Origin of the sequence: Parabacteroides sp. AM17-47 (assembly GCF_003434625.1) — a bacterium.
Taxonomy (GTDB): domain Bacteria; phylum Bacteroidota; class Bacteroidia; order Bacteroidales; family Tannerellaceae; genus Parabacteroides; species Parabacteroides distasonis.
Genome location: NZ_QTLI01000001.1, coordinates 1 through 18,706, shown reverse-complemented (window position 1 = coordinate 18,706; position 18,706 = coordinate 1). Strand labels below are relative to the sequence as shown.

Below are 18,706 nucleotides of genomic sequence, written 5' to 3'. Positions count from 1 at the left end.
CTTCTTTAACACACCCATAAAAAAGTTTGTTTTTACTAAAACGCACTATCAATCAATCCGTTTCCAGTATCTTGGTTGTTGTTTAATTAAATATAGGACATATGGTATACGGTTATGTAAGAGTCAGTACAGACAAACAAACTACTGAAAACCAGCGATTCGAGATTGAGAAATTCACAAAATCGAGGAACATGAGAATCGACAGGTGGGTAGATGAGACGATCAGCGGGACAAAAGTAATCGCCGATCGCCAACTTGGTAAATTATTAAAGCAAATACGTAAAGGCGACATCCTGATCACGACGGAGCTGTCACGTCTCGGACGTAATCTTATGCAAGTTATGAGCTTCCTTCATCAATGTATGGAAAGAGACATCATTGTATTTACGGTAAAGGAAGGTTACGAACTCGGAAATAACATTAACAGTAAAATCTTGGCATTCGCATTTAGCCTAAGCGCCGAAATTGAACGCAACCTGATTTCGCAACGAACGAAAGAAGCGTTGGCTCGGAAAAAAGTGCAAGGTGCCAAACTGGGCCGTCCAAAAGGAGAGCGACCGGAAACCTGTAAGCTAAAAGGTAAGGAAGAGATGATCTTGCAGTATATTAAAGAACATAAGACTAAAGTATATATCAGCAAGAAACTTGGAGTAAACCGGCAAACCTTGAGGGAATTTCTCAAGACTCATCCGGAAATTCCACGGAAATGGAAAAGAATACAGAAGGATTAACAACTCAAGCAACAATTAACGTATGTTAAATTAGTTTAGTTTAGCAGACTTATCGCTCGTTTATTTGTTTATTCCCATTAACTTGCGGAGGAATAAGATAGAAATATACTTGAAATATCCTAAAAAACATTTCATCCTTTATTCCTCTATCATTCATAAAACGCCGCAAGGTTAACATGTATTCAAGACATCAAACATTTGTTTAATCTTTTAATATAAATCTTATGGAAAAAACATTGGTTATTTTAAAGCCTTGTACCGTTCAGCGAGGGCTGATCGGTGAAATCGTAACCCGTTTCGAAAAGAAGGGACTCCGTCTGGCCGGCATGAAGATGGTTTGGCTGACTGACGAGATCTTGAGTGAGCATTACGCCCACCTAAAAGAAAAGCCTTTCTTCCAACGTATCAAGGACGCGATGAGTGTATGCCCGGTAATTGTATGTTGCTGGGAAGGGGTAGATGCCATACATGTAGTAAGAACCTTGGCCGGCGCTACCAATGGTAGAAACGCCGCTCCCGGTACGATACGGGGAGATTATAGTATGAGCGTACAAGAGAATATCGTACACGCATCAGACTCACCGGAGACAGCCGAGATCGAATTGAAACGCTTCTTCAAGGATGACGAGATATTCGATTATGAGCTGAAAAACCTATTGAGTCTTTACGCCAATGACGAGTTTTAAATAAAAAAGAATAGCCGGAAACGAGAGAAATCATTCTCACCTTTCCGGCTCTCATATTTAGAAACCAACATCCTATTCTCCCGAACTGAATGAACAACCTAATTACTAATCTAAAAATCTAATACCATGAAAAACACACTACTATATCTATAACAGGGCATCCCCGCAAAATGTTTAAGGGATTTCATCCTGAAATTAGAAAGCCGATAAAAAACGTTTGTACGCCTCCAGTTGCCTTTCAAAACAGAAAGTTGTCTGGGATAATCTTAAGCAGTTCGCTTTTAGCTGTCGATACTCCTCATCCGGCAAGTGGCTCATGGCCCGTATATTTTTAGAAAGTCGCTCATAATCTCCGGGGGCCGAGACAAGGCCCAACTGATTCTCCTTTACAATCTCCTCGCCCTCGCCGCCTCCACAAAACAAGATAGGAACGCCTAACGGCAGCAAATCAAATAATTTAGAAGGTACCGCCCCCCTTATACGAACCGTCAAGGGGATAATGGAGGCATGGTAACGTGTAAGCTCCTCACGCATCCGTTCCTTGGGCAGAGAGCCATGATAAAAGACCCCTTTATCATGTGTCCTCACATAATCCTCTATCTCCAAGGCTTGATTGCCCCCTCCAAATAAATGAAGCTCCGCTCCCATCCCTTTAAAATCGATACGCTCTATCAACTCCAATATATTCTGCGCCACGCCCAGCAAACCGGCATAGACGATCCTGAAAGGCTTCCGAGAAGAAGGGGGGTGATTCGGTAAAACAAAACGATGCTGTAAATTCCGATACAAGAACGAGGCCTTGCCCGGCTCATACCGTTTTATATAATCCACGATCTCCTTACTCTGCCCTTGACAGGCCGTGGCCTTACGATAAAGGAAACGCTCGATACGCCCCATCACCCCATGATAAACGCCACCCTCTTTCATGGCCCCCAGCTCCACGGCCGACAATGGCCAAAGGTCTGAGACGTTCAGTACCACCTTTTTCCGGTAGCAACAACGAAAAAGCAACATGGCCGAGGCCGCCGCCAAAACAGGAGGGGTCTGGATGATCACCTTATCATAAGATTTTATACGCTTACGCTTGAGAGCGAAACACCAAAGGGTCGTGGCGAAAGCGCACATACTGGCAAGACGGACCAACGGCCTCCTCGAGATCGAGGCATACGTCCAGTACCTGAAGACCGTTATCCCGTTTACATCCTCTGTCTTGGAAAAAGCCCCCCTATATCCATCAAAGATACGTCCCTTGGGATAATTGGGTAGGCAAGTCAACACATCCACCTTTATCCCTAAGCCGGACAGTCCCTCCGCCATGTTCGTAATGCGTGAGGGTGCCGCACCGATCTCCGGAAGATAAGAGGGAGAAACGATCAAGACCCTCATTCCTTCCGGTTCAAAAATTCCACGATCCTTCCGCAAGCCAATCCATCGCCATAGGGATTGACCGCCTTGCTCATCGCATCGTAATAAGCCGTATCATCAAGCAACGCCGAGACCTCGCTCACGATCTTGTCATAGTCCGTACCGACCAGTTTCACCGTACCTGCCGCGAGAGCCTCCGGACGCTCGGTCGTATCACGCATCACCAACACGGGCTTGCCCAAGCCGGGAGCCTCCTCTTGAATACCGCCGCTATCGGTCAGCACTATCGTTGATTTCTCCATCAGATAGACAAACGACAGATATTCCAATGGCTCAATGAAGAACATATTCTCCAAATGAGAAAGATCCTCGCCGAATACCTCGTGAATCGGCTTGCGCACATTGGGATTCAAGTGCATAGGATAGACAAAATCCACCTCCGGATACTTCCGGGTCAAGTCCTTGATAGCGGTACACATATGGATGAATCCATCACCGAAGTTCTCCCGGCGATGACCCGTGATCAACACCAATCTCTTACCCTCAACCAGACGGTTCACGTCATACCCAGAACGTAAAAGCACGCCTTCCAGCTCCTTGTCCAGCTCAGCGTCCGTCTTTATCTTAGTCACCACTTGCCGTAAGGCATCTATCACCGTATTGCCGGTAACCAAGATTGAGTCCGGATTCACGTCCTCTCGCATCAAGTTTTGCTTGCTCAACCGCGTGGGTGCGAAATTATACGTGGCGATACGCCCCGTGACCTGCCGGTTCATCTCCTCCGGCCATGGGCTATAGATATTGTGGGTACGAAGGCCGGCCTCTATATGACCTACAGGTATCTGTTGGTAGAATGCGGCCAAGGCGGCCGCCGTGCTCGTGGTGGTATCCCCATGCACCAGCACGACATCGGGTGTCGCCTCACGTAATACGTCACGCATACCCACAAGGACACGGGCGGTCACGTCATATAAGTCCTGACCCTGCCTCATGATATTCAAATCATAATCCGGCGTGATCTCGAACAATTTTAACACTTGATCCAACATTTCCCGATGCTGTCCGGTAACGCACACGATGGTCTCGAACGACTCCGGATGTTTTTGGAACTCCTTCACCAGCGGAGCCATCTTGATCGCCTCGGGACGGGTCCCGAATACTAACATTATTTTTCTCATTACTGCGTATTTTTCTATATTAGCGAACGATTATTTCTTGAATGTCCCGCAAAAGTCCAGCACCTCCACGTCATCCCGATAATTCAACCCCGCAAACTCCCTATGATTCACCAAGAAAACCACTATATCCGCCTTCTCGTATGCCTCCTTATAAGGGGTCAGCTTAAACAGCTTATGCTCCGACACGTTCGGCTCCACCACCATGATGTCAGCGTTGTTACACGATTGCAGCACCTTCGTCGTTATTCCCTTGGCCGGCGATTCACGTAAGTCATCGATATCAGGCTTGAAAGCCAAGCCCATCATTGCCACCGCCGGCTTGCGCCCGTGTTTCAACTCAAACCGTAGCATGGCGTTTCTCACTTTCTCCGCGCACCAAAATGCCTTGTAGTTATTCGTCTCACGAGCCGTAGAGATCATACGGCTCTCCATCGGAAACTCCGCCGTGATGAAGTAAGGGTCCACCGCTATGCAATGACCGCCAACTCCGCAACCCGGCTGTAAGATATTCACACGGGGATGCCTGTTCGCCAAATCGATCAGCTCCCACACATTGATTCCCGCTTTATCGCAGATAAACGACAGCTCATTGGCGAAAGCGATCTGTACGTCCCGGCTTGAGTTCTCGGTCAATTTACACATCTCGGCCGTCTTGCTATTCGTTGGGTGAAGCGTACCCTTCACGAACTGGCCGTAGAACTCCATCGCCTTACGGGTGGAGGCCTCGTCCATACCGCCGATGACCCGGTCGTTATGCACCAACTCATAGATCACGTTACCCGGAAGCACCCGCTCCGGACAATAAGCGATATAGATCCTGCCCTCCAGCTCCGGCCGTTCCGAGAAAATCAAACTAGCCATCCGTTCGGTCGTCCCCACCGGCGAGGTAGACTCGATCACGTACAAATCCCCCTCCTTCAACAAAGGAAGCACCATACGGGTAGCCGACTCCACGAACGATACGTCCGGCTCATGATCCCCCTTGAAGGGAGTGGGTACCACCATGAAATAAGCGTCGCTCACCTGAGGCTCGGTGTAAGCCTTGAAATGCCCGGAGGCCAGTACCTCCCGCAACATCTCCTCCATACCCGGCTCGATGATATGCAATTTTCCTCGGTTGGTAACCTCCACCACCTGGGCGTTGATATCCACGCCGGCGATCTCCACCCCGTGCTTTGCGGCAATAATAGCCGTGGGCAGGCCAATATAGCCCAAACCCATGAAACATGCTTTCATAAGAATTATGTATTATTTTTTTAAGTAAGATATTAGGCAGATCAAGAATGGTCCAACAACGATCAACCTATTGTATAAGAAAGTTTCTTCATGAAATAAAATCAGCACCCTATTAAATCTGAACCCATCAAATGATAGTAATCCATCACCGCTCGAATTTGAGGATCATTCTGAGACTCCTTGCAATTCGTAGCCGACAGGCTTGCTTCTTTATGAATATACTGATAAAAAACGTCCAACGGAATATAGACATATCCTTTATCCGGTAACACTACACACTCCGTTCCATGCAAAACTTCCATGAAATAAAACCACACATCATCGGCCTTTGGAGCCAAACGCATGAACAGGTCCTCCCTACAAATATCCTTATGCAACAAGGAGCGTTTGTATAAACAACCACCGCACCCCGTTGGAAACACAAAACGGCCGCCGACCCCGGAAATTTCCATCTCCCAATCATTATAAGGTCTCAAAATTCCATCATTATTAAATGATACCCGATGAGCTCGATACGTGTAAACATGAGAGGGATCTTTATGATATTCAGCAACTAAACGTTCAACCATATTCCGCCGATAAAAGAAATCATCATCGCAAGTAATAATCAAATCATCCGGATACACCTCTAACGTGGGTATCAACTTCTTATAAGATTTAATATCCTTACAATAGCGGATAGTAAGCCCTTTCTTTTTCAAACGCTTCAAAATAAAAGGCAAATTACCATCATTCCAATGTTCATCATCCAACCATAACAATACCAAGTCTGGTTTATAAGTTTGACGAAGCAATGAAATAACCGTAAACGGGAGTATCTCTCCCACCCTTCGTCCATAACTGGTAAGAGAAACTATTACCTTTTCTTTACGCACCTTCTCCTGATTGATTCCATATGGGATTGTACCTAACCCTACCTTATAGTACAGTTTAAGTAGCTCACCACAAATCGCGGCAAGTAATATTTTAAGTTTATGCATATTTCATTTACTTGTTTAATTGATTAATAAAAGAAACATAATCAAATTGATCAATATATCTCCGTCCATCGAGATATTGCGTAGCATAAATATTTTTCACGCCTTTCACCTTCGAAAACCCACTCAAATAACAAGTAGATTTAAACTGAGGATAAATTTTATCAACAAACGCTACTTTATTTTTAAACGGAAGTTTATCAAAACGCTCTAGCACAGAGACATCACCCCCCCCAATTTGTCAGCATAACCGCCATATTGTCAGCATTCAAACGTTCACATCTTTCTTTCCACTTAGCAAGTGAATCTGCAAATGCTTTATAATGAACAAAGTGGATTTTTACACCTAATAGTCCTTCTCCTACCGGATAATCAAAACCACTATTTTTAACTTCTTTGATCTCTGAATGAATAAACAAATCCCAATTTTCCAAGGCTGTCAAAAAATCCTCATTGGTCATATACAAATTAATGAACGGTGAATAGAAACGTAAACCCAACCAATGATATAAAAAGCCACCTGTACAATTACTACAGACCAATGAAGGTGATAAATTAGTTAATTTGCTTCTATTTTTACGATTGATACGCTCTTGTAAGATAACTTTCACTTTTCCCAACATACCTATTCTAATTTTTGATGATTGATATAGATTTCACTACCATATTCACACTAATAAAAGCACATATGGAAAATATTTTCGAGAAAAATCTGTTTTTTCCATAGCGCAAGAAGGGTGTTTCAAAAGAACGATATTTCGATTGCAAAAAATTCATGTATTGTTTATTAAAACAATGAGAAATACCCATTCTCCAAACACATTGATTGGCCGCATACACAATTCCAGCTTGAGCGTAAACCAATTCACTCGGATAATTAACCTCCATAAAGTTTGCTATTTCACATTTACCTATCACCGCATCCAAATGTTTTGAGGAGAAGGAAGATTGTGTTATACTGGCATTACGTATCCTATAACAATATTTTTTCTCACCACTAACCGCTATCACATTAGACTTAGCCACCAAACGATAAGTAATAAATACATCCTCATGATATTTTCCTTTTGGATAACGGATATCTTGAAACAATTCCGTACGATATAATTTCCCCCAAGCCACCGTATCAATTCCTTTTGAAGACATAAAATCATGCACACATTCTTTATTTCCATATACTACATAATCCTCAAAAAGAGCTTTATCATCATCCTTAATATCTCCACTCTCTCCAATTAAAAATCTCTGACAAACAGACATATCCGCTTTCACCCCTACAATTCTATCATAAAGGCTCTCAATCATATCTTCAGCTATCCTATCATCACTATCAACAAAAGATATATATTTTCCGCAAGCTTGATCGACCCCCACATTACGAGCGTCAGAAAGACCTCCATTTTCTTTATGAATAACCTCTATGCGATGATCCTTACAGGCATACTCATCACAAATCCTCGGACAATCATCCAAACTACCATCATCTACTAAGATAATTTGCAAATTTCGATAACTTTGATTGATAATACTTTCAATACAGTCTCGCAAATATTGCTCCACGTTGTAAACAGGGACAATGATTGATATTAAATCCATAATAGACACATTAAAAAATCACTTTTCACAACGAACATACATATTACCCTTACAAGTAACAGTATTGTTCATTTTTGAGACTAATAAACCAAAAACAACAAGATTCAGTATTTTATCCATACCTGGAGCTTCTGCCATATACATTACTAAAAAAGAAAAAATAGAACCTTTTACTATTAAAGAAAAAAACGGAACACTGCTTTTTAAAGATTTATTCAATTCATTAAAAAGAGGAACAAGAGATACAAAAAACAGAATCCCTGTCTCATATAAAGATTGCAATATTTGATTATGAGCACTCATATAACCTTTCGTATATTGCTCAGATATATAGAATAAACTCGTAGTTTCTCTAACACCGTTTCCTATAATAGGAGAATTTAAAAATCCATCTACCACCATACCCCAAATTAGGGTTCTATTTGTAAGTGTTAAATTCTTACCTAACAAATCTTCTATCACATATGAAACTAAAGGAGATTCAAGGATGATCATCAAATTTCCAAACAATATAACAAACACAAATAAAGACACAAACACGAGCAATAAAGTATTCAATGACAAAGAAGCTATTTTACGCTGAATCACATTTGGAATCAAAAAAAGAAGCATGCAAACTAAACCAACAACATTGCTACCTGAAAATATAATCAATATAGTAGAAACATGCATTATTATATAAACGCACAAAAGCCTTTTTTCCCCTCGGAAATAGCTATCAATAAGCACAAAACAAAGGCCTTTCATCATTGGATACCCCACCTGATTCTCAATTCCTAGAAAATAAGACTCCCCAGACATCGAATCATTAACAAAAAAAGAAGGAGACACAAGCAAAAAAAAGAAATTAATCGCCATTAAAACAAAATAAAAACAAGCGATATATCGAACAAATAATTTTGTTCGATTAAATGTAGAACATTGCCACAACATCAATCCTCCCATAGCCAAAACCGGGTACATAATCATTATAGCACGACGCACATCTCCATCTTTAATAACAGTAGAAATCAACATACTAAAAAAGACAAGACATATACACCCCATAACTTTTAATGTATTCTTATTAAATTGCTTAATAAGAGCCATCAATATTACAAAAACAGCAAAAAACTTTGAAAGTGAAACATATATTAAAGACAATGTATCAGAATGAAGGATATAATAAGTTTCCCTATCAAATAAAAAATACAAGAATATTATAAAGAACGCTTTCATTTTTGTTTTTATAGCTAGGTCATCTTCTTTTCATCCATCTCCACATTTCACAAAACATATCTTTAATCCCTTTATATTTTATGATTGACAAAAATTTAGTCACATATCCACGAATACCTTTAGGCAAAAAAATAAGTTTTTTACCTAATTCCTGCGCATACCGATCCACATCGCTCACCCAACTCCCCGCGAAATGATGGATCGTCATACTGTTCTCCGTTAAATAAATCTTACCATCCACATACGATTTTGGACACAAATAATCTTGGGGAAGTAACGTGAATCCATTGACAGTCTGTTTCGTATTATTAGGAACAAAACCATATTTCAGGCAAGCGTTCGTAATACGGGTTACATTTGTTGTCACATCTAAACTACCGTCAGGACGCTTGAAATGTAAAACGTCATACTCATGGAGCAGCTCCTCAAAGAGGGGCTGCCCCTCCCGACAGGCCATCAAGCCTGTCGGGATTCGAGACGAAGACTCGAATCCCGACACCGCATCATATTGTAACAGCTCATCTAACGGCTTCAATACCTCTACATCCGTATCCATATAGATACCACCTTCCGTCACCATGGCGTACAAGCGAACCACATCCGTTATGAACGCCCATTTCTTAGCCTCATACGCTTCACGGACATAGTCGTTATAATTCAGATCGAAATTACTCTCGTTCCACTCCTTTATCTCATAGTCCGGAAGATATTTCTTCCACGATTCTATGCACTTCACTGCCAAAGGAGGCAACGGATTGCCCCCGAACCAACAATAATGAATTTTCTTTGGTATCATATTTACTTGAAATATTAGTTACAATTTCATAAACAAAAACGTAAGCTGGTATCTAAGCAACTGCTATTATTCCAATCGCTATACTATTTTTTTAATTTGGTACATACCCTTTGAATATATCCTTGTAATACGACCCGCTCTCCTTCACTCAAAAGTCTATAAACGACACATACGCCCACGATCAACATGCTTGCGAACACTAATAAAAAGCGAGAGAAAGTATCTTCCGGAATCATCAAACTTTGAATTAATCCTACAGAACATAAAATCAAGGACAGGAACAGTCCAGGCATAACCACCTCTTTCAAATAATATCTTATATCCAATCGTATCTGAACATGTATATCATATAGACAATAGAGCCAATAACCTATATTTGCGACGACCGCCACAAAAAAAGGTATCATCGGATCCTGCTGTACTTTCAAAAGCAAATAACTAATAGGCAAAATAGCCAACGTAAACATTCGCCCGTACACCTGATTGTTCTTGATTCGTCCCGTGGCATTCGCCGCTATCCAAAGGGGCGGTATGAAAACTCCTATTAACGATTCACACAAGACCAAACGAGTAAAGGCAACCGTATGTTCCGGCACCTGCCCCAGCCATACCTTCAATAAGAACTCTATCTCCATCATTACCGGAATCGCAAATAGAGCCGCTAAGAAATAAGCATATTTTGAACTTTTCACAATAAGAACTATCATATATTCTCGATCGCCTGACGCATACGACTTTATGATCTGAGGCTTAACCGCTGTCATGATATTCTCGGTAAAACGTGTTACCACTGCACTCACCTGTACAGATATGGCTCGTGCCGCATTAATCGCAGGGCCAAAAAACAAGTTCAAAAGAATATTAGTTCCTTGGATACCTGCTGACCAAGCGAAACATCCAAATAAATTTTGGCCAATAAATCGTGACATATCTTTCACTAAAGAATGATCCCAATAAAAACGTAATTTACATTCGGAGAAAACTCTGATACAGTAAATCGCATAAAGCAACCAAGTGATAAAGGAAACTAACGCTGTCAACATTCCATAAAGAATCAAAGAATCAAATGTTCCGAAAACCTTCAAGAAATACACTATTAGCAATCGAGCGCAAGCCTCAAACAAACCTAAATACGCATACATATTCATTCGCTCGTGCGCCACGATCGATCCCATCAACGGAACTTGATTGATAGCAGAAAGGACGGAGATCAACGAGAACTGATATACCCAAAGCGCCGCTACCGTCCGATCCGGTGGTATTACCAGTTTATTGTAAACAAACCATAATCCCAATGTCTCACCTAACAGTAATAATATAGCAGACAACAGGCACATTAGAGTAAAACTCTGTCGAAAAGCATATTCCACCTCTCGAATATCTTGCTTTCCTAATCCTATATTCATATAACGCTGAGAGACATTGGACAAACTGGAGATAAAAAAAGCCATGATCGAGACTACTCCCCCCACCACATTATAAATACCGAAGTCCTCTACCCCCAATACCTGTAGCACGACCCGACTGGTGTACAGCGTCACCCCCATGATTAGGAGCATGCGCATATAGAGGAACAGCATATTCTTCGCTATCCGCTTATTATTCTCTGATGTAGCAGACATAAAGATAAGTACACAAAACACTTCCATCCCGCCGACAAACCAGCAAGACGAAAATCAAGTGTCTAAATTTAAAATGAGTTTAAACTATATTTATAGAGATAAGTTACCGAGATAAATCACTCAGCATAATACAAATAGTAAAGTACGAATTTACAATATTATTAAATCATTATAATCTCCGGTAATACGATGTTGTAACAAACGGGAATATAATCGACCTTCATCTTTTGTCAATAGGCCTTTAGAGACATAATTCAATCCTAATTGACCGACTACCCCGTTATGGGTTTGCGCCTTGATCCGCTGTTATATCTTCCGCACTCAAACTCATAGCAATCGTATCCCCTCGTCTTTTACGTTGTGTACAAAGGGGGAGAAATGGTATCTCATCCAATCTTTCAAGGTGTAAAGCACCGGGCTGACGCACTCGTTTAACGACCAACCTAGTTCCACTAACGGATAAGATACATTGTCATAATCCTCCACCTCGATTTTTAGCTTGTCCAACAAGATCAATATATCCCAATCCGAATCTGGACGTGCCTCGTCCCTAGCCTGCGAGCCATACAAAAAAAGCATGTCCTCCAGCCGGTACAACCTTACGCAAGGTCTCTTTTATTCGATTTAACACGTCCGTTCTCATAAACTCTATGACATTTATTTTTTCACTTGGTACAAAGGTAAGTTTGCAGCTTTCAAGGAGTGAATACATAAACCCTATATTCGATGCGGCAAAATGGCTGCCACTGTGCAACCAGTTACGGCGACCAATGGCTATGTGTCGGAACATTCGTTCGATGGCATTATTGTGCATCTTATGAGTTCCAGTCTGCTTAATGAAGACTATCGCTTTACCCAATTCTCAATAGCCAATCCCTTTATATTCGCAAAATGCTTTACATTATCTGTAACTAGGATCAAGTTGCCGCTACAGGCTGCTGAACCTATGAGCAAATCAAAATCCTCTATGGATACACCCAACGAACGAAGGCGATTCTTTTCTTGAGCGTAGAACTCGATGGAGTCTGTAAAAGGTACAATGTTTATCAACCTAATAAATCGATCTATCAAATCAAGGTTCTCTTTGATACGATCACTTTTATATGCGCCATATTTCAATTCTGCGATGGTGACCTCCGACACATAACATTGCAATGCCCCAACCTTTTGGAGTTTTTCCGCTATTCCATATTTACGACGGAACAGAAAAACACAAATACTCGTATCCAAAAGGTATTTCTTCATATCACAGTTCTATTTCACGATTTGAGGTTCGTGAATTTCGGATATCCTCTATGATCGACTCAGCGGAACGGGAATCTTTCCACTCCCCGGCAAATTGCGAGGCCCAATTATCATCTATGGACTGATCCTTGCTTAACAATGATTTAGAAAGCCGGGATATTAGCTCTAACTTCATATCCGAACTCAAGTTTTTAAGGATACTCCAATAAGTATCCATATTCGGAATATTCATTTCAGGAACGATCGTCGCATTCATAACTCATTTTCTTTATTAGGCAAATATATCCATTTTCTCCTTTATCGCAAACATTTCTCCTCTAAATATCAAAATATGCAGTCCCTCTACCCCTCCCCCAGCACATACTTCACGATCGCCCGCCGGATATTGCGCAAGCTCTTGCCTTGCTTGAAGGGGAGCAGGGGGATGATGGCGTTGATGAATTCCTTGCTCTTGATAAGTTTGGCCGGTTCCACGCAGTCGCAAAAGACCTCGTTGAAAAGGTCGGTCAGCACCGTTTGGCAGAGGGTGGCCACATCCGGGCATTGGGCGATTCGCTTCACGAAGTCGTGACGCACCTCCTCGTCTTGGATATAGGAGGCTAATAAATCACACGGCTCCGGATCCGGCCTCACGTCTTTTTCCGAAACGACCTCCGGCTTTTCTCCCGGGTCCAAGCAAATATATTGAATGGCAAACATGGCGTTGGGCAGCACCTGTATGTTCTCGCCATGGATGTGCAGCACACACGGGCTCGCTTTCTCTTCACTCATATCTTCTTCTTTTTCCTGTCACCGAATTACTTTTATGCGCAAATAACTTACCGATAGGTGCAAATAACTTACCGGACCGTTTTTTCTCACTCTTTTACCTTTCCTTTACCAGCCTAAACTTTAAATCAAACGAGTTAATGAAAGAATGTATCATGTCCTTTTTCAACGCCCCCATTTCCAATCAAGTGCCGAGCGGCGTGACCAGTGTCAAACAGTTGCATACCTATATCACCTCCAACGAGTGGCTGAAAGAACGAACGCTCAGCGTACAGGACGCTTTGAGCGATGAGAAACGGTTCCGCAAACTGAAGCAAAACTTACTGCCATACGTCACACCGGCCGGGGTCTTCTCCTATCGCAAGGAAGACCGCCTGTTATTCCTTTCCGGAGAGTTTGTCATCGATATCGACCATCTCCCCTCGCCGGAGGAAACCCTCCACTGGCGAGACACCTTGTTCGCCGATAATAAACTGAGACCGGACCTAGCTTTCGTCAGCCCAAGCACCACAGGCGTGAAACTGCTCGTCCCCTACCGGCTCTCACCCAAGGCTTCCATAGAGGAATCTTTTGATAAGGCACGGCTATCGGCATGGGAATACCTGAAATGGAAATACGGATTGAATGCGGATGCCTCAAACGCCGATCTCTCACGGGCGTGTTTCCTCTGCCATGATCCCTCCGCTAAGTTGCGGGAGAGTTGATAGTTGACAAGTGACTGTTGACAGTTTAAATCATAAATTATAACTTATAAATCAAATGAACCCATTATCAGATTTAGAGCGGCTTGTCGCCGCCATCGAACACCAAGGGGCGAACATCGCTCCCACTTACCAAGAGTATATGCCGATCGCCTTCGCCACCGCCAACGATTGCGGGGAAGCGGGAAGGACGTTCTTTCATCGCATCTGCCGCCTGTCCGAGAAATACGTCTACGAAGAAGCGGACAAGCTATACGACCACGCCCTCAAAGCGGGCAACGGGCGCAACGGATTAGGCTCCGTCTTCCACTGGGCCGAGATTGCCGGCGTAAAAACGGACAAGCAACTGGCCGACACCTTCCGCCAATACCCGAGGGAGAACAAGAATCCTTCAAACCTTCAAGCCCCTCTCACACCCACACACGCACATACGTACGCACGTGAGGACTTGCCACCCGCTTTCCCGGATTATCCGTGGCCCCCGTTCATCAAGCAGATGATCGATTGCGGAAACTCCATCGCCCAGCGTGACATACTCCTGCTGGGAGTATTCACCGTACTCGGGGGCACCTTGAACAAGCGGGTACGGGTGTTATACGGACAAAAATACATGTACCCATGCCTACAAACCTTCATCGTAGCGCCTCCCGCCTCCGGAAAAGGAGCCTTGACATGGGTCAGGCGCCTAGCTGAACCTATTCACGAGGAGATGATGGCCCGCTACAAAGACAGCCTAAAGAATTATCGGGAGGAAAAGAACCGATGGGACTCACTCGGCAAGAAACGCTCCGAGACGCCCGAGCCGGAACAACCGCCCCTCAAGATGTTCCTCATAGCCGGCGATAACTCGGGTACCGGTATCTTAGAGAACCTCATAGAGGCCGACGGCGTGGGGCTGATCTGCGAGACCGAGGCTGATACCGTGAGTACCGCCATCGGAGCGGATCACGGCCATTGGAGCGATACCTTGCGTAAATGCCACGACCATGAGCGACTGGCCTTCAACCGGCGTACTAATCATGAGTACCGGGAATGCGATGAGTCTTATCTCAGCGTATTGCTAAGTGGAACCCCGGCGCAAGTAAAGCCGCTGATCCCCTCGGCGGAGAACGGCCTGTTCTCTCGCCAGTTATTCTATTTCATGCCACCTATCGATGAGTGGATGGACCAATTCGATTCGGAAAGCGAGGATTACGGCCTACGCTTCGCCACATGGGGAACACAATGGAAACAGGTACTGGACCTGATCAACGGATCGGTCCAAACGATCCAGCTAAGGCTATCCGAGAAACAGAAAGAGCTGTTCAACCAACGGTTCGCCCAGTTATTCTCCCACGCCGGTTACGCCTATGGAGGTTCCATGCGAAGCGCCGTGGCCCGTATCGCCATCAATACCTGCCGGATCCTGAGTATAGTAGCCCTGTTGAGAGCCTTGGAGAAATTCCTCCCTCCCCAACAAAAAATTTTCAATTCTCAATTTTCCATTTTCAATTCCCCCGGTCTCTCCCCCGCCCCGGAGATACCCATCGAGAATATCAAGGATGGTATCGTCCCCAAGCTGGATCTGCGGGTCACCGACGAGGATTTCCAAGCCGTACTCACGCTCATAGAGCCTCTTTACCGCCATTCGAGCTATGTGCTGGGCTTCCTGCCTACCTCCGAGGCCGTCCCTGTCCAGACCTCTCCTGAACAGGCTTTATTCAATGCCCTCCCAATGATGTTCTGCCGTCGGCAGGCCGTGGAGGAGGCAGCGAAGAACGGCATACCCGAGAAAACACTCGACTCCTCCCTCAAACGGATGCTGGAGAAGGGAACACTGATCAAGACCGCACGGGGCGAGTACGCTTTCTCCTCGCACGTGTGTGTGCGTGAGGGACGCCCGAAGGAATGAAGGAATGAAGGAAATGCCACTACTGTCATTGCCCGTAAGCACTACCGTCGCAGCCCTACGCCAGTACTGGCGTTGTCTGATGCCAGTACCGGCATCGCCGCTCGCCTATACCGACGGGTGGCGGTGTCTCCTCTCAAGGACGACCTAAATAACGGAAGATCAGCTCCACTTGCAGGGAGGTGAAGACCCGTTGCCTCGGGCGGTAGCCCGTATCACCAAGCTCCCGGGTCAGACGATCGTTATACCGCATCCATTCCGCCAGCCGGTTCAGGGCCGAGACGGGACTGATCTCGGGGGCGTAGGCCATGGCCAGCTCCCGCTTGGAATAGGGCCGCACGGGCCACTCGTCGATTTGTGTATATCCTGTTCGCATATCGTTCGCATTTTTAAGATTTATCTTATTGGTATAAAGATACTTAAAACATACGACACGAACAACTATACGGATGTTTATTTTTCAGCATATCTCCTCTTTTATCTCCCTTATTCATCCGCTGTCAGCGGTATTCATTTCAGAGGAAACCGAATGTCGTACATTCGTTATCGAAAACAAATCGATTTCATTTTCAATTTTCAATTATCAATTTTTAATTATCAAATCTATGGCTTTAAATTACAGCGTGTCCCTTCGGACCAACCCTATCAAGAAAGACGAGCCGGCGAAAGCGTACGCCACGGCACAGATCAATGGTGAGCTATCGCTCAAGCAGCTGAGCCGCCGGGTATCCATGCAAACCACCGTCAGCCGGGCGGATGTGGTGGCGGTATTGATCTCCACTGTCGAGAACCTGCTCGATGCCCTCCAAGAGGGGAAACAGGTGGATTTCGGCGAACTGGGTAAATTCCGGCTCCATATCCTCAACGAGGGTGCGGAGAGTCTTGAGAAATTCACATCTACAAACATCACCGGGGTTAGTATCCAGTATATACCGGGCGAGGACTTGAAGAATGTCTTCGCCGGGCTGGAGTTCCAGCCCGTGGCTACCCGCAAGGCTCAGCAAGCGGTACTCCGTGCGGAGAAGGCTGGGGAGACTACCGTGGATATCTCGAAGAAGCCGGCTGCTGGGGGTGGGGATTCGGAGTCGCCTGATGAGATCTAACGTGTCACTTTTGGCTTGACCCAAATCGGTATGTCACTTTTGGCTTGACCCAAAAGTAACCAAAAGGTCAAGGCTGACGCTGACGGGCTACTTCGAGACCTACGCTCGCTGTCGCATCCCAACTCGCTGCGCTCAAACAGGGATGCTCCGGGCGCTCGCTACAGTCTCTTCGCTTGACGCCCGTCCGCTGAGGCCGTCCGAAGGAAAGCGAAGCTTTCCTCTTATATCAGCCGGGATATCATTATTCAATTCATTATTCACTATTAATTATTAATTATCATGAAAAAGTCCGTATGGAGTACTATTATCAAAGTGATCATCGCCGTAGCTACCGCCATCGCAGGGGCACTTGGCATCCAATCCTGTATTCTCTAATTTTCAATTTCCAATTATCAATCTTCAATTATCATGGGTAAGGCTTATTGTTTCTACCAGAATTACAGGGAGGTTCGCCTCCTTGTAATTCATTGCTCGGCTACACGATATGACAGGGATTTTCCTGTGGAGGCGCTCCGTTCATCGCACAAGGCACGGGGATTCGCCGATATCGGGTATCATTTCTATATCACACGGGACGGGGAATTACACCGCTGCCGGCCGGTCAACCAGATCGGGGCGCACGCAGCCGGATGGAACGACAAAAGTATCGGTATATGTTACGAGGGAGGACTCGACGAACAGGGCCGTCCGGCCGATACCCGGACCTACGCCCAGCGCTGTACCTTGATGGACCTGTTACGGCAATTACGAAGGGATTACCCGGAGGCACGCATCCTAGGACATTACCAACTTAGCCCCTATATCCGTAAGGCTTGCCCCTGCTTTGACGCAAGGGAGGAATACGGGGAGATCTAGCATTAGAATTTCTTACCAAAGGCTATATTCAAGAAGGTCTTCACCAATATCTTGAAATCGAACAGCCAAGAGCGATGCTCCAGATAGAACAGGTCGTAACGCAGGCGGCGGAGCATCTTATCGACCGTGTCCGTATACCCATTGTAGAGCGTGGCGTAAGAGGTCACCCCCGGACGGATCTGGTAGAGGTAACGGTAACGGGGATCACGCTCCATGATCTGGTCGATGTAGAACTTACGCTCGGGACGGGGACCGATAAAGGACATGTCGCCCACGAAGACATTCCATAACTGGGGCAGCTCGTCCAAGTGATGTACCCGGAGGAATTTTCCGACACGGGTCATCCGGGGATCTGCCCCACCCTTGTAAAGGGCCGGACCGAACTTCTCCGCATCCAGACGCATACTGCGGAACTTATAGATGTTGAACGGGCGACCGAAACGACCGATACGCTCTTGCTTAAAGATCGCCGGGCCTCCATCCTCCCGCTTTACGGCGATATAACAAAGTAAAAACAGCGGGGAGAATACGATCAAGGCCAAAAACGCCAACGCACAATCCCCCATACGTTTTACATTGCGCTCGAAAGCGTTCATCCCATCAAAGATAACCTGTTCCGATTCCTCCACCGACACTCCTGTCCGTGTTACGGTTCCATTCTTTTCCATAATTATAAGTTCGTTGTTATTGTTTACCTTTCTATTTCTTCTTGTCACCGGCCTCGAAACCGTAACCATAGCC

24 protein-coding genes are annotated in these 18,706 nt (G+C 44.8%); 7 read left to right on the top strand and 17 right to left on the bottom strand.

The window, feature by feature from the left end:
- The first annotated feature begins 101 nt into the window (after positions 1 to 101).
- Both DW205_RS00120 and ndk read left to right on the top strand, forming a co-directional pair.
- Complete coding sequence (locus DW205_RS00120) at positions 102 to 731, top strand: master DNA invertase Mpi family serine-type recombinase (protein ID WP_005867974.1); 630 nt, start codon at positions 102 to 104, stop codon at positions 729 to 731.
- A 224-nt stretch (positions 732 to 955) separates the two neighbouring features.
- On the top strand, positions 956 to 1,417 hold the full coding sequence (gene ndk, locus DW205_RS00115) for a nucleoside-diphosphate kinase (RefSeq protein WP_005867972.1): 462 nt from the start codon (positions 956 to 958) through the stop codon (positions 1,415 to 1,417).
- Positions 1,418 to 1,612: 195 nt separating this feature from the next.
- On the opposite strand, the gene DW205_RS00110 is transcribed toward ndk, so the two are convergent.
- The 15 genes from DW205_RS00110 to DW205_RS00040 all read right to left on the bottom strand — a co-directional run bounded on the left by DW205_RS00110 (position 1,613) and on the right by DW205_RS00040 (position 13,421).
- Entirely contained in the window at positions 1,613 to 2,803 is a 1,191-nt protein-coding gene (locus DW205_RS00110) for a glycosyltransferase family 4 protein (RefSeq protein WP_005867971.1), read from the bottom strand.
- Positions 2,800 to 3,960: a non-hydrolyzing UDP-N-acetylglucosamine 2-epimerase gene (wecB, locus tag DW205_RS00105; protein WP_008778251.1), complete on the bottom strand. Its 1,161-nt coding sequence runs from the start codon at positions 3,958 to 3,960 to the stop codon at positions 2,800 to 2,802. The genes DW205_RS00110 and wecB overlap by 4 nt, the downstream gene beginning before the upstream one ends.
- 30 nt (positions 3,961 to 3,990) lie before the next feature.
- Positions 3,991 to 5,196, bottom strand: a complete 1,206-nt coding sequence (gene wecC, locus DW205_RS00100; RefSeq protein ID WP_005867969.1) for a UDP-N-acetyl-D-mannosamine dehydrogenase — start codon at positions 5,194 to 5,196, stop codon at positions 3,991 to 3,993.
- 101 nt (positions 5,197 to 5,297) lie between these two features.
- On the bottom strand, positions 5,298 to 6,176 hold the full coding sequence (locus DW205_RS00095; protein ID WP_008778250.1) for a glycosyltransferase: 879 nt from the start codon (positions 6,174 to 6,176) through the stop codon (positions 5,298 to 5,300).
- Between the two features lie 7 nt (positions 6,177 to 6,183).
- Positions 6,184 to 6,390, bottom strand: a complete 207-nt coding sequence (locus DW205_RS22770) for a DUF1919 domain-containing protein (RefSeq protein WP_008778249.1) — start codon at positions 6,388 to 6,390, stop codon at positions 6,184 to 6,186.
- Between the two features lie 7 nt (positions 6,391 to 6,397).
- Positions 6,398 to 6,796: a DUF1919 domain-containing protein gene (locus DW205_RS00085; RefSeq protein WP_008778248.1), complete on the bottom strand. Its 399-nt coding sequence runs from the start codon at positions 6,794 to 6,796 to the stop codon at positions 6,398 to 6,400.
- Positions 6,797 to 6,803: 7 nt separating this feature from the next.
- Positions 6,804 to 7,769, bottom strand: coding sequence for a glycosyltransferase family 2 protein (locus tag DW205_RS00080; protein ID WP_005867966.1), 966 nt, complete (start codon positions 7,767 to 7,769; stop codon positions 6,804 to 6,806).
- An 18-nt stretch (positions 7,770 to 7,787) separates the two neighbouring features.
- Positions 7,788 to 8,987 (bottom strand): O-antigen ligase, encoded by a 1,200-nt coding sequence (locus tag DW205_RS00075; protein ID WP_034530492.1) that lies wholly within the window; start codon positions 8,985 to 8,987, stop codon positions 7,788 to 7,790.
- Positions 8,988 to 9,006: 19 nt separating this feature from the next.
- Complete coding sequence (locus DW205_RS00070) at positions 9,007 to 9,783, bottom strand: glycosyltransferase family 32 protein (protein ID WP_005867964.1); 777 nt, start codon at positions 9,781 to 9,783, stop codon at positions 9,007 to 9,009.
- An 83-nt stretch (positions 9,784 to 9,866) separates the two neighbouring features.
- Positions 9,867 to 11,405 carry a lipopolysaccharide biosynthesis protein gene (locus tag DW205_RS00065; protein ID WP_008778245.1) on the bottom strand — a complete coding sequence of 513 codons (1,539 nt, stop codon included), beginning with the start codon at positions 11,403 to 11,405 and terminating at the stop codon, positions 9,867 to 9,869.
- A 327-nt stretch (positions 11,406 to 11,732) separates the two neighbouring features.
- Positions 11,733 to 11,984, bottom strand: coding sequence for a nucleotidyltransferase domain-containing protein (locus DW205_RS00060; RefSeq protein ID WP_008778244.1), 252 nt, complete (start codon positions 11,982 to 11,984; stop codon positions 11,733 to 11,735).
- The gene (locus DW205_RS22765) at positions 11,956 to 12,264 is read right to left on the bottom strand and encodes a transposase (RefSeq protein ID WP_227793779.1); all 309 of its coding nucleotides are present in this window, start codon (positions 12,262 to 12,264) and stop codon (positions 11,956 to 11,958) included. The genes DW205_RS00060 and DW205_RS22765 overlap by 29 nt, the downstream gene beginning before the upstream one ends.
- Positions 12,249 to 12,650: a type II toxin-antitoxin system VapC family toxin gene (locus tag DW205_RS00050; protein WP_005867959.1), complete on the bottom strand. Its 402-nt coding sequence runs from the start codon at positions 12,648 to 12,650 to the stop codon at positions 12,249 to 12,251. The genes DW205_RS22765 and DW205_RS00050 overlap by 16 nt, the downstream gene beginning before the upstream one ends.
- A 1-nt stretch (position 12,651) precedes the next feature.
- Positions 12,652 to 12,906, bottom strand: a complete 255-nt coding sequence (locus tag DW205_RS00045; protein ID WP_005867958.1) for a hypothetical protein — start codon at positions 12,904 to 12,906, stop codon at positions 12,652 to 12,654.
- A gap of 86 nt (positions 12,907 to 12,992) precedes the next feature.
- Positions 12,993 to 13,421, bottom strand: coding sequence for a hypothetical protein (locus tag DW205_RS00040; RefSeq protein ID WP_005855752.1), 429 nt, complete (start codon positions 13,419 to 13,421; stop codon positions 12,993 to 12,995).
- A 137-nt stretch (positions 13,422 to 13,558) separates the two neighbouring features.
- Between DW205_RS00040 and DW205_RS00035 the strand changes: the two genes are divergently transcribed.
- Together DW205_RS00035 and DW205_RS00030 are read left to right on the top strand one after the other, a co-directional pair.
- A complete protein-coding gene (locus tag DW205_RS00035) occupies positions 13,559 to 14,122 on the top strand; it encodes a BT4734/BF3469 family protein (RefSeq protein ID WP_005855750.1) in 564 nt (187 codons plus the stop codon).
- 55 nt (positions 14,123 to 14,177) lie between these two features.
- Positions 14,178 to 16,010 (top strand): DUF3987 domain-containing protein, encoded by a 1,833-nt coding sequence (locus tag DW205_RS00030; RefSeq protein WP_005867956.1) that lies wholly within the window; start codon positions 14,178 to 14,180, stop codon positions 16,008 to 16,010.
- Positions 16,011 to 16,143: 133 nt separating this feature from the next.
- Here DW205_RS00030 and DW205_RS00025 read toward each other — a convergent pair whose 3' ends face one another.
- A complete protein-coding gene (locus tag DW205_RS00025) occupies positions 16,144 to 16,383 on the bottom strand; it encodes a DUF4248 domain-containing protein (protein WP_005855745.1) in 240 nt (79 codons plus the stop codon).
- A 229-nt stretch (positions 16,384 to 16,612) separates the two neighbouring features.
- On the opposite strand from DW205_RS00025, the gene DW205_RS00020 reads away from it, so the two are divergent.
- From DW205_RS00020 to DW205_RS00010, 3 genes are all read left to right on the top strand, one after another.
- Positions 16,613 to 17,110 (top strand): HU family DNA-binding protein, encoded by a 498-nt coding sequence (locus DW205_RS00020; RefSeq protein WP_005855743.1) that lies wholly within the window; start codon positions 16,613 to 16,615, stop codon positions 17,108 to 17,110.
- Positions 17,111 to 17,389: 279 nt separating this feature from the next.
- Positions 17,390 to 17,485, top strand: a complete 96-nt coding sequence (locus DW205_RS22070) for a smalltalk protein (RefSeq protein ID WP_005855736.1) — start codon at positions 17,390 to 17,392, stop codon at positions 17,483 to 17,485.
- A gap of 33 nt (positions 17,486 to 17,518) precedes the next feature.
- Positions 17,519 to 17,965 carry an N-acetylmuramoyl-L-alanine amidase gene (locus tag DW205_RS00010; RefSeq protein ID WP_008778242.1) on the top strand — a complete coding sequence of 149 codons (447 nt, stop codon included), beginning with the start codon at positions 17,519 to 17,521 and terminating at the stop codon, positions 17,963 to 17,965.
- A gap of 2 nt (positions 17,966 to 17,967) precedes the next feature.
- On the opposite strand, the gene DW205_RS00005 is transcribed toward DW205_RS00010, so the two are convergent.
- Complete coding sequence (locus DW205_RS00005; RefSeq protein ID WP_005867954.1) at positions 17,968 to 18,633, bottom strand: sugar transferase; 666 nt, start codon at positions 18,631 to 18,633, stop codon at positions 17,968 to 17,970.
- Positions 18,634 to 18,706 lie beyond the last annotated feature (73 nt).

Bases quoted from the DNA above. Each gene is read 5' to 3' on its own strand.
- DW205_RS00120 (WP_005867974.1), top strand. From the start codon at position 102: ATGGTATACGGTTATGTAAGAGTCAGTACAGACAAACAAACTACTGAA.
- ndk (WP_005867972.1), top strand. From the start codon at position 956: ATGGAAAAAACATTGGTTATTTTAAAGCCTTGTACCGTTCAGCGAGGG.
- DW205_RS00110 (WP_005867971.1), bottom strand. From the start codon at position 2,803: ATGAGGGTCTTGATCGTTTCTCCCTCTTATCTTCCGGAGATCGGTGCG.
- wecB (WP_008778251.1), bottom strand. From the start codon at position 3,960: ATGAGAAAAATAATGTTAGTATTCGGGACCCGTCCCGAGGCGATCAAG.
- wecC (WP_005867969.1), bottom strand. From the start codon at position 5,196: ATGAAAGCATGTTTCATGGGTTTGGGCTATATTGGCCTGCCCACGGCT.
- DW205_RS00095 (WP_008778250.1), bottom strand. From the start codon at position 6,176: ATGCATAAACTTAAAATATTACTTGCCGCGATTTGTGGTGAGCTACTT.
- DW205_RS00085 (WP_008778248.1), bottom strand. From the start codon at position 6,796: ATGTTGGGAAAAGTGAAAGTTATCTTACAAGAGCGTATCAATCGTAAA.
- DW205_RS00080 (WP_005867966.1), bottom strand. From the start codon at position 7,769: ATGGATTTAATATCAATCATTGTCCCTGTTTACAACGTGGAGCAATAT.
- DW205_RS00075 (WP_034530492.1), bottom strand. From the start codon at position 8,987: ATGAAAGCGTTCTTTATAATATTCTTGTATTTTTTATTTGATAGGGAA.
- DW205_RS00070 (WP_005867964.1), bottom strand. From the start codon at position 9,783: ATGATACCAAAGAAAATTCATTATTGTTGGTTCGGGGGCAATCCGTTG.
- DW205_RS00065 (WP_008778245.1), bottom strand. From the start codon at position 11,405: ATGTCTGCTACATCAGAGAATAATAAGCGGATAGCGAAGAATATGCTG.
- DW205_RS00060 (WP_008778244.1), bottom strand. From the start codon at position 11,984: ATGCTTTTTTTGTATGGCTCGCAGGCTAGGGACGAGGCACGTCCAGAT.
- DW205_RS00050 (WP_005867959.1), bottom strand. From the start codon at position 12,650: ATGAAGAAATACCTTTTGGATACGAGTATTTGTGTTTTTCTGTTCCGT.
- DW205_RS00045 (WP_005867958.1), bottom strand. From the start codon at position 12,906: ATGAATGCGACGATCGTTCCTGAAATGAATATTCCGAATATGGATACT.
- DW205_RS00040 (WP_005855752.1), bottom strand. From the start codon at position 13,421: ATGAGTGAAGAGAAAGCGAGCCCGTGTGTGCTGCACATCCATGGCGAG.
- DW205_RS00035 (WP_005855750.1), top strand. From the start codon at position 13,559: ATGAAAGAATGTATCATGTCCTTTTTCAACGCCCCCATTTCCAATCAA.
- DW205_RS00030 (WP_005867956.1), top strand. From the start codon at position 14,178: ATGAACCCATTATCAGATTTAGAGCGGCTTGTCGCCGCCATCGAACAC.
- DW205_RS00025 (WP_005855745.1), bottom strand. From the start codon at position 16,383: ATGCGAACAGGATATACACAAATCGACGAGTGGCCCGTGCGGCCCTAT.
- DW205_RS00020 (WP_005855743.1), top strand. From the start codon at position 16,613: ATGGCTTTAAATTACAGCGTGTCCCTTCGGACCAACCCTATCAAGAAA.
- DW205_RS22070 (WP_005855736.1), top strand. From the start codon at position 17,390: ATGAAAAAGTCCGTATGGAGTACTATTATCAAAGTGATCATCGCCGTA.
- DW205_RS00010 (WP_008778242.1), top strand. From the start codon at position 17,519: ATGGGTAAGGCTTATTGTTTCTACCAGAATTACAGGGAGGTTCGCCTC.
- DW205_RS00005 (WP_005867954.1), bottom strand. From the start codon at position 18,633: ATGGAAAAGAATGGAACCGTAACACGGACAGGAGTGTCGGTGGAGGAA.